This is a genomic window from Burkholderia sp. BCC1998 (assembly GCF_905339875.1).
Taxonomy (GTDB): Bacteria; Pseudomonadota; Gammaproteobacteria; order Burkholderiales; family Burkholderiaceae; genus Burkholderia.
In genome coordinates this window covers 119,386-134,385 of sequence record NZ_CAJPHE010000018.1, presented here as the reverse complement: position 1 = coordinate 134,385, position 15,000 = coordinate 119,386, and the positions used below count along the sequence as shown (strand labels likewise).

The 15,000-nt window shown below is 64.0% G+C and carries 12 protein-coding genes; 4 read left to right on the top strand and 8 right to left on the bottom strand.

The genetic code is table 11. The annotated features are described in order from the left end of the window. Positions 1 to 102: 102 nt before the first annotated feature. The 5 genes from U5A56_RS27005 to U5A56_RS26985 all read right to left on the bottom strand — a co-directional run bounded on the left by U5A56_RS27005 (position 103) and on the right by U5A56_RS26985 (position 5,309). Positions 103 to 1,965, bottom strand: coding sequence for a methyl-accepting chemotaxis protein (locus tag U5A56_RS27005; protein ID WP_321925487.1), 1,863 nt, complete (start codon positions 1,963 to 1,965; stop codon positions 103 to 105). 149 nt (positions 1,966 to 2,114) lie between these two features. Next, positions 2,115 to 2,792, bottom strand: coding sequence for a flagellar motor protein MotB (locus U5A56_RS27000; RefSeq protein WP_044847578.1), 678 nt, complete (start codon positions 2,790 to 2,792; stop codon positions 2,115 to 2,117). 18 nt (positions 2,793 to 2,810) lie between these two features. Then, complete coding sequence (locus U5A56_RS26995) at positions 2,811 to 3,575, bottom strand: flagellar motor protein (protein ID WP_044847579.1); 765 nt, start codon at positions 3,573 to 3,575, stop codon at positions 2,811 to 2,813. 22 nt (positions 3,576 to 3,597) lie between these two features. Then, positions 3,598 to 4,833, bottom strand: a complete 1,236-nt coding sequence (locus tag U5A56_RS26990) for a cyclic nucleotide-binding domain-containing protein (RefSeq protein WP_321803114.1) — start codon at positions 4,831 to 4,833, stop codon at positions 3,598 to 3,600. A gap of 89 nt (positions 4,834 to 4,922) precedes the next feature. Next, the gene (locus U5A56_RS26985; protein ID WP_321925485.1) at positions 4,923 to 5,309 is read right to left on the bottom strand and encodes a hypothetical protein; all 387 of its coding nucleotides are present in this window, start codon (positions 5,307 to 5,309) and stop codon (positions 4,923 to 4,925) included. A 166-nt stretch (positions 5,310 to 5,475) separates the two neighbouring features. On the opposite strand from U5A56_RS26985, the gene U5A56_RS26980 reads away from it, so the two are divergent. Further along, entirely contained in the window at positions 5,476 to 6,378 is a 903-nt protein-coding gene (locus U5A56_RS26980; RefSeq protein WP_321925484.1) for a hypothetical protein, read from the top strand. A 41-nt stretch (positions 6,379 to 6,419) separates the two neighbouring features. Here the strand turns inward: U5A56_RS26980 and U5A56_RS26975 are convergent, their stop codons facing one another. Both U5A56_RS26975 and U5A56_RS26970 read right to left on the bottom strand, forming a co-directional pair. Further along, entirely contained in the window at positions 6,420 to 8,114 is a 1,695-nt protein-coding gene (locus U5A56_RS26975; RefSeq protein WP_321925483.1) for an NfrA family protein, read from the bottom strand. Then, positions 8,111 to 10,069, bottom strand: coding sequence for a glycosyl transferase family protein (locus U5A56_RS26970; protein WP_321925482.1), 1,959 nt, complete (start codon positions 10,067 to 10,069; stop codon positions 8,111 to 8,113). The genes U5A56_RS26975 and U5A56_RS26970 overlap by 4 nt, the downstream gene beginning before the upstream one ends. Positions 10,070 to 11,025: 956 nt before the next feature. Between U5A56_RS26970 and U5A56_RS26965 the strand changes: the two genes are divergently transcribed. The 3 genes from U5A56_RS26965 to U5A56_RS26955 all read left to right on the top strand — a co-directional run bounded on the left by U5A56_RS26965 (position 11,026) and on the right by U5A56_RS26955 (position 14,061). Beyond that, the gene (locus U5A56_RS26965) at positions 11,026 to 11,331 is read left to right on the top strand and encodes a hypothetical protein (protein WP_321925480.1); all 306 of its coding nucleotides are present in this window, start codon (positions 11,026 to 11,028) and stop codon (positions 11,329 to 11,331) included. A gap of 12 nt (positions 11,332 to 11,343) precedes the next feature. Next, positions 11,344 to 12,987: a DUF2334 domain-containing protein gene (locus U5A56_RS26960; protein WP_321925478.1), complete on the top strand. Its 1,644-nt coding sequence runs from the start codon at positions 11,344 to 11,346 to the stop codon at positions 12,985 to 12,987. Positions 12,988 to 13,092: 105 nt separating this feature from the next. Then, complete coding sequence (locus U5A56_RS26955) at positions 13,093 to 14,061, top strand: hypothetical protein (RefSeq protein ID WP_321925476.1); 969 nt, start codon at positions 13,093 to 13,095, stop codon at positions 14,059 to 14,061. Between the two features lie 204 nt (positions 14,062 to 14,265). Here U5A56_RS26955 and U5A56_RS26950 read toward each other — a convergent pair whose 3' ends face one another. Next, positions 14,266 to 14,928 carry a glutathione S-transferase family protein gene (locus U5A56_RS26950; RefSeq protein WP_044848071.1) on the bottom strand — a complete coding sequence of 221 codons (663 nt, stop codon included), beginning with the start codon at positions 14,926 to 14,928 and terminating at the stop codon, positions 14,266 to 14,268. Positions 14,929 to 15,000: the final 72 nt, after the last annotated feature.

Below are 15,000 nucleotides of genomic sequence, written 5' to 3'. Positions count from 1 at the left end.
TTTTATGACGTCACCGATTCCCGCGCCGACAGCGAAAACGGCTACCGTATCCCCACGGCAGCCGTCCCCCAGAAACGCGTTCATTCTAACGTCGCGCGGACGCTATTCATCTACCTTGAACGCCGATACCAGGCGCGTCAGATCCGCCGCCTGCTGCTTCAGGCTCTCCGCGGCCGCCGCGCTCTCCTCGACCAGCGCCGCGTTCTGCTGTGTCATCTGATCGAGCGACTGCACCGCATCGCCGATCTGGTCGATGCCCGCGCTCTGCTCCAGGCTCGCCTCGGCGATCTCGCTCATCATCGCGCTGACGCCCTGCACCTGCGACACGACATCGCGCATCACCTTGCCGGCCTCGCCGACGAGCCGCGACCCGGTGCTCACCGTCCCCGCACTGTGCTCGATCAGCGCCTTGATCTCCTTCGCCGCCTGCGCGCTGCGCTGCGCGAGGTTCCGCACTTCCGCCGCGACGACCGCGAACCCGCGCCCCTGCTCGCCGGCGCGGGCGGCCTCGACCGCCGCATTCAGCGCGAGGATGTTGGTCTGGAACGAGATGCCGTCGATCATCACGATGATCTCGGCGATCCGCCGCGACGCATCGCTGATCTGCTCCATCGTCGTCACGACTTCGCCCACGACCTGCCCGCCGCGCGTCGCCGTGTCGGCGGCGCCGGTGATCAGCTGCGCGGCCGTCGTCGCGGTTTCGGTGTTGTTGCGCACGACCGCCGTGATCTCCTCCATCGACGAAGCCGTCCGCTCGAGGTTGCCCGACTGCCCTTCGGTGCGTTCGCTGAGGTCGGCATTGCCCGACGCGATCTGCGCGGACCCGGTCGCAATCGACGCGGACGCCGCGCGGATCCGGTGGACGAGCGTCGACAACGACGATACGAAACGGTTGAACGCGTCCGACAGCTGGCCGATCTCGTCCTGGCTTTCGACCGTCATCCGGCGCGTCAGGTCGCCCTGGCCGCTCGCGATGTCCGACAGCAGCGTCGCCGCGCGGCGGATCGGCGCGGCGATCGCGCGCCCGACCAGCCAGATCACGACCAGCGCGACACCGAGGCCCGCGATCGCGGCGACGAGCGCCGCGCTGCGAATCGCACGCGTAACCGGCCCGAGCAGTTCGGCCTGCGGCACTTCGACGACCACGTACGCATTCAGCTCCGGAACGAACGATGTCGCGATGAAGCGCGCACCGCCGTCGCCGTCGTAGCTCAGCGTCGCATACGGCTTGCCGGCCAGCAGCGTCGACGATGCGTCGCCAGGCAGGCCCGGTTCGTCCTTCAGGAAGTGCTTGCCGTCGATCAGCGACGCATCGCGATGCATCATGATCGCGCCGTCCGGCCGTACGAGGTACGCAAACCCGGTATTGCCGATCCGGTATGCGGCGATCCCCCTCGCGAGCGCGTCGACGGACAGGCTCATGCCGGTCGCACCGATCGGCGTGCCGTCCAGCTCCACCCGGCTGTTGATGAACATCATGTAGCCGCCGGCCGTGACCTCGCGGTCCATGTTCACCTCGTAGGCCTTGCCCGACGCGAGGAAATCCGTCAGCCATCGATCCTGGTCGGTGACCTTCCGCTGCAGGCCGGCTTCGTTGTAGTAGTTGCCGCTCTTCACCGACACCCACTGCACGGACGCCGCCTTCTGCTCGTCCTTCACGTTCTTCGCGAGCTGAATCCAGCTGCGCGTGCCGGCATCGGGCTCGCCGTCGGCCTCCCATTGCAGCAGGAACGCATCGCGCGCAAGGAGGCGCGACGCGGCAATCGGCCCGGCCATCTGCCGCTGCACGTCGGCGCGGATGCCGCTCACGGCCGTCGGCAGCTCCTCGCGGACGACGCGATCGCGCACGGCGTTGCCGATCAGACGGACGCTCAACCCGCTCGAAATCGCGACGAACACGAGCAGGCAACTCGTCATGCTGAGAATCAGCTTGTTCTGAATGGACAGCTTGCGCCAGAAATGCATGGGGAACCCTCGATAACCGCTCGGTCTGAGCCAGCCTGGGTTATCGGCAGGCACGCGCGGAATCGCATCGCCGGGTTCACATGTTCGTCATCCGAGATCCGATATGTCGTCGACGGGCGGCCGTCGCGTGCCCGTCGAGGTTCGCGCGCTCAATACGCGACGAAGATCGTCACCCGCCTGTTGCGCGCCCGCGCGGCCGCATCGTCGCCCGCGACGAGCGGCTGCGTATCGGCCCGCCCGATCGCGGCGAGCCGGTGCGGCGCGACGCCGCGATCGGCCAGATAGCGCACGACGCTGCCCGCCCGCGCGGACGACAGCTCCCAGTTCGACTCGTATTTCGCGTTCGCGATCGGCACGCTGTCGGTATGCCCTTCGACGAGGATGTCGCCGCTCGCATGCGCGCTCAGCGCCTGCGCGATCTGGCTCAGCACCGGTGTCGCGTCCGGCAGCAAGCGCGCATCGCCGACGTTGAACAGGATCTTCGCGTCGATGCCGATCTCGATGCCGTGCGGCGCGCGCACGAGCGAGATGCGGCCGGCCGTCTTCAGCGCGTCGAGCGATGCGAGCCACGCGGGCATGCGCCCGGTCGCTGCGTCGGGCGCGCTTGCCGTCCCGCCGTCATGCCGAGCTAGCGTCTGATAACGCGCATCGAGCGCGTTGTATTTCGCGAGCTGCAGCACGTACAGCGCGAGAAACAGCACCATCAGCGTCGTGACGAGATCCGCGTAGGAAATCAGCCAGCGCCCGGACTGCGTGCCTTCGGCCTCATCGTCGTCGCGCCCGGCCGCGGCCGAACCCACACGCGCGCCGTCAGTTCGAGCCGTCATGTCGAAGCTCCCGGTGCGTCATGCGAGCGACTCCGCCGCGCGGCCGCGCACGTCGCCGGTCAGCCGCGTCTCGATCGTGTGAGGCGACTCCTTGCGCGAGATCGCGAGCAAGCCGTCGAGATACAGCTTGCGGAACCGCAGCTCGCTGTCGATCTGCGCGCGCAGCTTGCCGTAGAGCGGCAGGAACACGAGGTTCGCGAATGCGAGGCCGTAGAGCGTCGCGATGAACGCGACCGCGATGCCCGGCCCGAGCTGCGCCGGTTCGAGAATATGGCTCGTCACCTGCACCAGGCCGAGCACCGAGCCGAGAATGCCGAACGTCGGCGCATAACCGCCGGCCTGGTGCCAGACGCGCGCGGCCGCGAGGCGGCTGCGCTCGTAGGCGTCGAGCTCGCGCTGCAGCGCGTCCTCGAGCACCGCGGTCGACACGCCGTTCGCGAGCAGTTCGAGCCCGCGCCGCGCGAACGGATGGATGCCGCTCACGTCCATCGATTCGAAGGCGAGCAGCCCGTCGAGCTTCGCGCGATCGCCCCACTCCAGCAGGTCGGTCAGGTGCTTGCGATCGACTTCCTGCGCGCGCACGAACGCGAGCCGCAGCTGCTTCACCGCATCGAAGAATCGTGCCCACGTATTCTGGATCATCACCGCGCCGAGCGTGCCGCCGAGCACGATCACGAGCGCTTCGAACTGGAACAACATCGAAAAATGTCCGCCTTCCAGCGCGAAGCCGAACACGATCGCCACGCCGCCGAGCAGCACGCCGGCCAGGGTCAACAGGTCCATGAATGTCTCCGTCGGGTGGGCGTCACGCGGCGGATGAAGCCGGCGGCGCGGAGGCCGCCGGCGCCTTGGCCGCGCGCACGGCATCGAGCACGCGCCGCTCGATCTCCTCGATCTCGATCGGGTCGAGCTTGAGCTCGCGGCGCATCACCCACGACACCTCGTTGCGCCGCGCTTCCGTCATCACCGAGAACAGCTTGTCGGCCACCGCGCGATCGTCGAGGCTTGCGATCAGCTTCGCGAGATCGTACGTGTCGAATGCGCTGATCACGTCGAACAGCGTGCGCTGGTCGACCCCCACGAGATCCTCGAGCGCGCGCACGTCGCCGCCGGCGCGCGGGCTGCGCCGCGAGAAATACGCGACGCCTTTCTGCCCGACGTAACCGAGCACCTTCGACTTGCGGAACGCGAACACCTCGTCGGCGATCTCGCCGTGCGACAGCTTGTTGAGCAGCAGCTTCCGGTCGACGCCGATCAGCGCTTCGAGATCGGCGAGCTCGATCAGCTCCAGCTCGCTGTTGATCGACACGTCGAGATCGTGATCGGCAACCTGCTGCGCGCGATCGACCACGCGCGCCGCATCGAACGTGACGGTCTGGCGCGCATCCGACGACGCGGGGTAATCGGCCGCGCCGCCGGCATGGTCGCCCTGCGCGGCTTCGATCGTGACGAGATTGAGCTTCTCCATGCGGCGCAGCATCGCAAGCACGTGCGGGCGCGAATGGCCGGCAATCGCACGGCACCGGCGGATCACCTCCGCGAGCGGCACCGACACCTCCGCATGTGCCTGCATCGGCCGCCGCGACCACGCGTCGTCGGAGCCGCGCGCGTCGGCGCCCGCCATCAGCGACAGCACGTGCGCATACGACAGCACGCCCGGCATGAAGTCGGCATGCGTATAGGTCGCGAGCTGGTCGTCCTTGCGCTTCACGCGCCGGATCATCGTGCGCACGATGTGGCGAAGCAGCGCCGACACGTGCTCGATTTCCTCGTCGATCGTCGCGGCCGGCACGACCGTGAGTTGGCAGAACGACAGTGCCTTCGCGGTATGCGCGCGCGGCTCGGCGGCGAGCAGCGCCGATTCGCCGAAGAACTCGCCGCGCCCGAGCGTCGCGACGACGACGCGCTTGTCGTCGCAGCGCGTCGACAGCTCGACCTTGCCGTCGGCGATCAGAAAGATGACGGGCTCGCCGGCGAAGCCCTCCGAGTAGATGATCTCGCCGGGCGCGGCCGTACGCGTCCACGATTGCTGACGATTCATGTTGGTTCCCCTGCAGCGCTGGTTGTTGCGGACTGCGCGTCGCATGTCACATGCATGCGATCGGCAGTCATCCCCGTGCCCGTTTAACGTCATCGGCGCCGGCATCCTTTAGCGAAATCCTGCGCGTTACCGACGAAAATCAACGTGAAACGTTTGCGGATTGCCGGCATCGTCAGCAGATTCTTCGATGCGTGCGCATTCGTGCGCGCCGGCCGCAAGCGGATCACCGCACGGCCATCGCGAACGCTGCGGTCGATCGTGAGCCCGGGGGTGTTGACGATGTCGATGTCGATGTCGATGTCGATGTCGATGTCGATGTCGATGTCGATGCCGAAGCCGAAGCCGAATCGCAGCGCGTATACCCGAATGCGCCGCCTACCCCGCTCGTCAGGAGATTCCCGTCGCGCCGGCCGTACCGACGCCCGCGTCCAAACGTTTCGGGATGCTGCATTTTTCGACCGCGGAGCAATTTCCATTCCGCGACATCCGCCCCTTTATTGCGCATATCATCCGATAATTACCTTTTATTTTCGTCTAAAATCGCGCTTCTTCTTACCTTAGGATGGATGCGAAGTTTTGATTAAACTGACGAAAACTATCTCGCGCACGGCCATTGCCGCATGCGTTGCCTATGCCGGGCTGATGCCCTTGTCCCAATCCGCCAACGCCCAGGTCGAACCGCTGAAGAATCCGGTCTACGGCGTCACGCTCGATGACCTGACGAAACTGGATGCGATCATCGCGTCGCTGCAGAACCTGCCGTACCGACCGACGGTGCGCGTCGTGTTCGATCCGGGCACGTCGGCCGCCGACTACTACGCACCGCTGCTGCGCCTGCACTCGGTCGCATACGTGATGGGCGAAGTCTACGATTCGTACTATTTCCCGACGGATATCGCGACGTACAAGGCGCGCACGCAGGAACTGGTGTCGCAGCTGAAGAACACGGTCGACGTATGGGAAATCGCCAACGAAATCAACGGCGAATGGCTGCGCAACGATCCGAGCGGCACGAACACCGTGGTCAATTCGGAAGAGCAGCAGATCGGCCAGATGGTCGCCGCGGCCAACACGATCGTCAAATCGAACGGCGGCAAGACCGCGATCACGCTGTACTACAACGACGACAGCAAGGGCACCAACTGCTGGGCGAAGCCGCAGGATTACTGGAAGACGTGGCCGACCGCGTTCCTGCCGGCGACGGTTCGCCAGCAGGCCGACTACGCGCTGTTCAGCTACTACCCGTACCAGGATTGCCCGGGGCTGAATCCGTCGTGGAAAAACGACTTCGCGGCGCTGGAAAGCATCTTCCCGAACGCGAAGGTCGGCTTCGGCGAAATCGGCGTGTCGGATATCTCGGCGCCGGCGTCGGTGCAGCAGAACCTGATCAAGACGTATTACCCGATGGTCAACAGCATGACCGATCCGCGCTTCATCGGCGGGTTCTTCTGGTGGACCTACGTCGAGCAGATGATCCCGTATTCGACGAGCTCCTACTTCCAGCTGCTGCGTCAAACGATCATCACGCTCAAATCGCCCAGCTGATCGGCCTCACCATCGAGTCGCCCAATCGTCAGCGCAGTCGCTCAGAACCACAATGTCGCGCGTACCACGAGACCACGTGCGCGTGCCGCTGACGTCAACCCGAACCGGTATTGCACCGTCACGTCGAGATAGCTCGCCGGCGCGCTATACCTGCCTTCGCGAAACCAGTACCTGAACTGGACCCCCGGCCCCGCACCGATTGCCGTCTTGTCCGGCTGACGGTTGTCGTGATCGCCCGCCACCGCGGCGTGCGGGTAGACGGTCAGCCGGTCGCTGATCATTGGCAAGCGCCACGTGTGCCCGTAACGCAACTCCGAATAGATGATGTAACGCCCGGCATTGATGAAGTACGCACCTTCTACATAGGCCTGCCAGCTGCGCCAGCTCGGTTCGGTGACCCGCAGGTCGGTGCCTGCCTCCGACGAGTAGCCGAGGCGCATCAGCCAGTCCGTCATCGACAGGCTGCCGATATGGAACAACCGCTCGGCGGTCACCACCACGTTCTGATCGGGTATCGGCTTGTAGCGCACGCCCACCGACCCCTGCACGGTCGGCATGCCGGTCACGTTGCCCGTGCCGTCATAGGCCGTGCCGTATCCGCGCACGAAGAACTGGAGAATGCGGCCGTTCCGATAGCCGATCTTCGGCGGCTGCCAGTATGCCTCGATACCCGGCTGCAGCACGCTGATCGTGCCTTGCGGGCCGAATGCGGCCGACTGGTATGGCGCGCTCAGCACGAAACCCCAGGTGCGCTCGAGTTGTTCGACTTCCCGCCGATAGCCGAACTTGCGCTGCGCGTCGAACGCATGTTCGTTTTCGTCGGCGTCGAGACTCTGCTCGAACATCTGGACGGACTGTTCGTTCAATCCGATCCGCTTGGCCGCATAACCGGCATCCGCGTAGTTCATCGCGTTGCCGGCGCCACCGGCGAAACCTTCCTGAAATGCGTCGAGCGCCTCGCGATCCTTGTGCTCGCGCAGGAGATCATAGGCGTGCTGCAAGGTCCGTTGCGCGGTATCGTCCACCGGCACCTCGGGCGGCTGATCGGCTTGCCGCGCCTGTGCCACGATCGACGCGGCCATGTTCCGCTCGGCATCGGTCGATGCGTCGCCGGCCGCCAGCTCGGCCACGCGCAGCGCGCTGTCGTGGTCGCCCGCCTGCAAGCTCATCTGCGCGATACGCAACCGAATCACGGCCGATTTTTCATCGGCCAGCGGCGCTAGTGCGACGCCGGCCTCGTGCGGACGCTTCGCCGCGAGCGCGCTGTCCGACCACGCGAGGCGCAAGTTGCGCTGCTGCTCCTTGCTCCAGTTTCCAGTCGCGACGGCCGCCGCGAAATCGCTGCACGCGACGTCGTAGCGCATCTGCCGCTGCGCCAGATAGCCATGCTGCGCCAGTACCGCCGCGCTTTTCGGAAAACGAACGCTCAGCGATTCCAGCAGCGCGTCCGCTTCGTCGACTTTCCCTTCGCGCCGGTACACATCCACGAGCAACAGCCCGAGTTGTTCGCTTCCCGGCTGAATCCTGAGGGCGCGCAACGCATACGCTTCCGCGCGGGGCAGGTCGCCTGCGTTGATCGCCTTGTAGGCGCCATCGGCGAGCCGATAGGCTTTGGGGTTGAGCTGCAGGGCGGCGGATGCCGGCGCCTGCCAGGCGAGCGACATGGCAACGGCCAGCGCGCTCAACCGTGCGCAGCGCTTGAGGCCGGCCGCGATCCGACGTGTCGAGCGCTTCATGCCTGTTCTCCCGACGGCTTTTTCACCGGCACAGCCTGCTGCGTCGCGTCGTCGCCATCGCGCAGCCGCGCGATTTCGACGAAGCGCGAATGCCGGCCGAGTTCGGCGGCGATCTCCGCATCACAGGCAATGAAATAGGCGACGTTCGTTCGGGCGCCGCGCCGCACGACGTCCTGTTCGTCCTGCGTGAGCGGCCGCCCGACCGCGACGTTCAGCGTCCCGTCGGCGGCGGTCGAAAACGGAACGGCACGATACGCGTACTGCAGCTCGAATGCCAGCGAGTCCGCGAAGTGGCCCACCGCGACGTTGCCCAGGCTCACCCGCGGCAGATCCGCCTGCTCGGCGATCGCATCCGCCAGCGATTCGGTGGACAACGCACTGCCTTCGAGCAACAGTTCACCCAGCCGCTTGCCGCATGTCAGTTGCCGCTCGAGGCCGTCCTCCAGTTGCGCCAGGGAAACCACGCCCCAGCCGACCAGGATCTCGCCGATCTTGCGGCGCGCCTTCCCGAGTTCCTCGTTGGACAGGTATGTGTGACTGGTCTTGTCCCATGCGATCGGCCTGCCGCTCACCAGGTGGCCGACATAGATGCGCCACGCGCGACTCACCGCGCAGAAATTGATCAGGTTGTTGACGAACATCCTCGGGATCGAGAGCAGCCCCTGAAGCAGGCCGTTCAGCTTGCTGACGAAGTAGAAGCGCTGTCCGGCACGGGCGAACAGCATGAGGGTGTTGACCCACAGCAGCGGCGTGACCCAGGCACCGGCCGTCACCAGTTGAGCGCTGGCGGGAATGACGTGACCGGCCTTCTGAAGCGCGGAAAGCAACACGAAGTTGAGCAGCACGCCATAGGCAATCACCGAAAACAGCGACGTCACGATGCCCTTGCGATCGTGGAAGAACATGTAGCGGGTGAGGAAGTCGCCCTTCCAGCCGAGTTGCTCCCAGCCTTGAAACGCGATGCCGAGAATCCAGCGCGCGCGCTGCCGGTAGGCGGTGCGGAATGTCTTGGGAAAGTATTCGCGCGTGGCCAGCAGGTTTCGACCGGCGGCACCGTCCTTCGCGCGCTTGCCGCCGGCATCGCGCACGATGTCCGAAAGCGGCGTGCGGGCAAAGGTTTCCTTCATGCCGAGGTCTCTCAACCGGAAGCTGAAGTCATAGTCCTCGGTCAGCGAACGCGTGTTGAACGGGCCGCCGTCGCGCGCCTTCATCGCGGCTTCGATCGCACGCCGGCTGTAGCACGACGCAACACCCGCGCCCGGCACGACTCCGGTCAAGCGTGCGCGCACCGGCACGTCCTTCTGATGCGTTTCGCTGAAATCGTCGAGATAGCAGCCGGCGACGAACTCGTTCCATTTCCGGGGCAACGACAGCACCGGAAGCTGGACCAGATCGCTCTCCGCCACCGCATGGTTGAGGTACTTGAGTTCGACCGGATGAATGACATCTTCGCAGTCGTGCATGACGACGCCCGCGAACTGAATATGATGGACAGCTTCGTAACGCAGGATCGCCTCGAGAATCCAGTTGAGGCAGTCCGCCTTGCAGGTCGGCCCGTCGTTCATGACCGTGGCACGCGTCACCCTGCCCGGATACCGGCGGACCATCCGTTCGACTTCCGCCGTGGTTTCGGCGTCGTTGTGATAGGTGCCGACGAAGATGACATACCGCTCGTACTCGATGGTCGCCAGCGTGTTTTCGATCATCTTGGCGATCACGTCGTACTCTTTCCATGCCGGCACCATGAGTGCCAGATGACGCTCTTCCAGCGCGCGCAGCATGCCGATGTCGACGGTCTGCGATTTCTCGCGACGCAGGATGCGCCCGATTTCGAATGACCAGTAACAGCCATCCAGCGTCAGGTCATCCAGCGTGCTGACCAGGATGACGAGGGCGGTCACAATGGCGACAAGGTTGAGTGCATATAAATACGCACTCCATATCATATTATCCATTACCTTTCCGCGATTTTCGTCCGTCTGTATTTCTTCCTTCGTACGAACGGAAGACGAAACCGCCCCGTCCCCGTCGACCCCGTCACGTCCACTCCTGCGGCTAACGCCACATCCGTTCTCGTCGTTCTCAAAAGACTCGAGGCTGCCTGGAGCGCTATTGATACGACCACGCAACATCACCAAAAATGCAACGTGTTCAGTAGATGACTTTTGACAGCCGGTTTCCCCGCTTGCTTGCGTTCGTCCCTGCGTGCGCCGGCGCTTGCAGCGGCCCCCGATCCAGCGCTACGCAGTGCGCCCCATACACCGTCTCTTTTCGATAACAGCGCTTCAAGCAAGTCGTGCGCCATCGTCCACCACCCTTGCGCCTTCCGGGTACCGGGCGTGTGCCGCGCACGATCGGCGAATCGAAACCAAGCCAAATGTTTCAGTGCTGAAACATGCGAACCGGCGTTCCGAATATGAGACGTTTGGCAGGTTCTCTACCCGCGCCCCCGATCATCGCGACTGGAGCGCGTCACGCGATTCCGTCGATCCTGGACGGACGGATCGACGATGAAACCGAAAATCCGGTGCTCCGGTCGCCGTTGGATGGATGCGCCGCCGGCTCGGTTGCCGCGTTGCCGTGGGCGAAACGAAGCACGCAACCGGTTTCACCTGAATCGCTCAAACAGACGTTACGCGTTCGTCGGACCCAATTTCCGAAACCAGTCGCGTTGCATGCGTGAAACGTTTATCGAGACAATTTCGGACCGTCTCGATGCGCCGATTTTGGCGTCCCGGCCCGGTGTCCATTTGCGGCGGATGGTACAGAACTAGCTTGAAAGCCAACTGTCCGGTTTCGTTTCATTAACCGGGGTATTAAACGAAAAAAAATAACGACATAACACCCGATTCTAAATCGGCAATGGGGCGTGCTCGTTTCGTTAACGAGAATCCAATTTGCATATCAAAGGATGAAAATCATGCCCTTGCATCGCAATCGATTTTTTCGAATCGGGTTGAGCACCGTTGGGCTACTCCTTGCATTGAGTCCCGCGCTCGTCATCACCAGCGCGGTTCAGCATGCGAGTGCGCAGCAGACGAACCAGTCGTCCGGCGGCAAGATCAAGCCGCCGCCATTGCCAAACGGTTCTGCCCAAGTCAACGTGAAACCCGGCATGTCCGATGAGGATTGGGAAAAGGCGTACAAGGAGACCGGACGCCCCAAGTTCGACCTGAAGTCCGTCAAGAAAGCCAATGGCAACGTGGAACGTGACTAGGGAGAAACGGCCATGAAAAAGATCTTGATCGTCATCGCCCTGCTTGCCGGACTCGCGCAAATGACCTTGCCGGGCACGGCGCACGCGCAGGCCACCACTGCACATACGCTCGTGCTGTACGACAACCCGCCCAACGTCCCGTATTCGAAGCTCGGCCTGATGTACAGCATCATGCTGAGGAACCTGCTCGGCCACTTCAATACGACGGTCGACATGGTGCCGATACAGAACTACACACCCGGGATGATCGGGAGCCACGACGCCACGTTCTATGTCGGCGATTACTACGACAATCCGATTCCGGCCGCTTTCATGAGCGACGTCATGACCGCCACGAAGACCGTGGTCTGGTTCAAGTACAACCTGTGGCAACTCGCCTGGAACACCGCCTACACGTTCAACCAGACCTACGGGTTCAGTTTCCTCGGCCTGGCCGGAATGAACGCGACGCCGTCGTCGAGCAATCCGAATCCCGGCTTCTACGATACGGTCACGTACAAGAACTTGTCGTTGGTCAAGTACTACACGTATGACGCATCGACCGGCACCGTCAACGCGGACCCGGATGTCGGCCTGACCCAGGTGCTCGACACCACGAAGGCGCAGGTGCTCGTCACCATCAAGAACAGCCAGAGCGGCGCGACCACGCCTTATATCGTTCGCTCCGGCAAGCTCTGGTACTTCGCGGACATGCCGTTCTCGTACATCGGGCCGACGGACCGCTACCTGGTGATCTGCGACATCCTGCACGACATCCTGCAGACCAATGCACCGGTGAATCATCGTGCGCTCGTCCGCCTCGAGGATCTTGACCCATTCACGACGACGAGTTCGATGAAACAGCTGTCGGATTATCTGTACTCGAAGAAGATCAAGTTCACGATGGCGACCATTCCGCTGTACACCGATCCGAACGGGTATTACAACGGCGGCGTGCCGCAGACGATTCACCTCGCGCAGGCGACGGGCCTCAAGAGCGGGTTGAACTACGCGCTCCTGCACGGCGGCTCGATCGTGATGCACGGCTACACCCACCAGTACAATTCGACACCGAATCTTCTGAACGCGGTCAGCGGCAGCGACTACGAGTTCTGGTATGCGGTGCAGAATCGTCCGGTCGACGAGGACTCCGTGCAATGGGCGAAAGGCAGAATGGCCGACGGATTGCTCGAGTTCACGCTCAATGGCTACAAGGTGGTCGGTTGGGCCGCGCCGCAGTACCAGGTGTCGCCGAAGGCAGCGACGGCCACCGCGCAGACGTTCCCGACCACATTCCAGCGGGCCGTCTACTACACCGCGACCAATCCGCAAATCGGGACCGGCGCGCCCAACCAGGACTTTTCGGCCGGGCAGTTTTTCCCGTACATCATCAACTCCGATTACTACGGTCAGCGAATCATTCCGGAGAACCTTGGCAGCCTTCAGTACAACATCTGCAATATCGACCCGTTCTCGTGCATCACGTACACGTGGCAGCAACTCGTCACCAACGCGCGATACGGTCTGGCGGTGCGAGACGGCTTTGCATCGTTCTTCTTCCATCCGTTCTGGCTCGAACCCGAGCTGGGCTTGCCGGCGTTCCAGGACTTCCAGAGTCTCATAACCGGCATCACGAATCTCGGCTACACATGGGCGGACGGCACGACGGCCAAGTGACGCGAGCCGGTGGAAGCCTCGTGCGACCCGCAGCAGCAAGGCGGGTCGCACGTTTGCATGTGATCGGCTACGATGTCGCGCAGGAATGCTTCCGGGGAGGCCGCGATGCTCACGTACGCCATCCCGGCCTTGCGCGGGATTCGACTGCGTCTGGGCCGGTTCCGACACGCAGGCCGGCGACGCCGGCACGCGCACGCGCCGGGTTCGTCCCGCGCGGCGATGCTCGCGGCCGTCGGTGCATCGCTCGCCGTGGCCGCGTGCAGCTGGACGGCGCATGACGTGCATGCCGACGGAATCGTCTGGCAGGTGGACAACGCGACGACGAATCCCGTCGGAAACTGGCAGATGCTCGGCGTACATGATCTGTTGATCCAGTGGAGCGTCGTCGACGATACCGCGTACGTGCCCGACGCCGGCATCCGTCCCGCGGCACACCTTCCCGACTGGGGGCGCATCGGCCGCGAACCCTGGGCCAGAAACGTCATCCTGGGCCTCGCCGGTTACCAGGATGAAAAGCGAGCACGCACCCATCTGTCGACACTCTCGGACCAGTCCCTGGCGGTAGCGCGCACGCACGTTCCGCTGAATGTCACCGGCTACTACTTCCCGGTCGAAATCGACCCGACCTGGCAGGACGCGCCAAAGCTGGCCGATATCCTGAAGCGACTGCCGCGCCCGCTGTGGGTGAGCGTCTACGACCAGACCAATATCGGCGGGAAGGCGCTGGCGGACTGGCTCGTGTCGTGGCTGCCGTCGGACGTCGGGGTGTTCTTCCAGGACGGCTGCGGCGTGTATGCGCGCGAACCCTACGTCGCGCGCGCCTATGTCGACGAGCTGACCTCGCGCCTCGGAAAGCAACGTGTGCGGGTAATCGCGGAGGCCTTCCGGCCCGCCGAGCACGGGGGATTCCGGTCGGCCAGCGCCGACGAATTGAGCAGGCAGCTGACAACCTACCGGGGCTATCAAGTCTATCTGTTCGATGGCCCGCACTATGTGTCGGACAACCTCACACGCGAACTCCTCACGCGTCCGGCCAAGCCACCCGCGGCCGAGCCGGCCAAAACGAGTCCCTGATCCTGCTGCGCCGTGCTGCAATGCGGGGAGCGAGCCTCAGAGTGCCCGGCAACAGGTAAGCAACGCCCCGCCGAAACGGCGGGGCGCGATGCCCGACAGATGCTGCGCGGGCAATGCACGAGCAGGACGCGCGCGGCCGCATCGACGATTCGTTTCGATGCACGTGCCGGTCATCCGGTTGAACGCGCGAAGGTGCGTTGCAGGTCAGAACTCCATGTCGAGTTCGTCGATGTCTTCGTGCTCCGCCTTCGCGGCATCGATCCACTCCGCCACGAACGGATGCGCGAGCATGCGCATGCAGTACTCGGCGATATCGGGTTCGAGTTTCACGTCGTACGTCAGGAATCGCGTGACGACCGGCGCGTACATCGCATCGGCGATGCCGATCTGCTCGCCGAACAGCCAGGGGCCGCCATACGCGGCCAGACACGCGCGCCAGATCGTCACGATGCGCTCGATGTCGTGCTGCGCACGCGACCAGATCCGGAAGCCGGGAAAATGCGCACGCAGGTTCATCGGCAGCGCGGAGCGCAGCGCACTGAAACCGGAATGCATCTCGCCGCAGATCGACCGGCAATGCGCGCGCGCATGCCGGTCGTCGGGCAGCAGCCGCGCCTGCGGCCGGATTTCGTTCAGGTATTCGGCGATCGCGAGCGTGTCCCATACCGTGCTGCCGTCGTGCGTCAGGCACGGCACGAGAATCGACGGCGACAGCAGCAGCAGTTCCGCGCGCGATGCCGCATCGATCGGCACGCTGATCGTCTCGAACGCGAGGCCGCTCAGCTTCGCGAGCAGCCAGCCGCGCATCGACCACGACGAGTAATTGCGGCTGCTGATGGTCAACGTCGTCTGTCCGGTAACGTCCATGTCGCTCCCCTGCTGATTGCCGTTCGTACCCCTGCACCGAAAGCACGCACCGCGCCGTGCGAAGCGCACCAC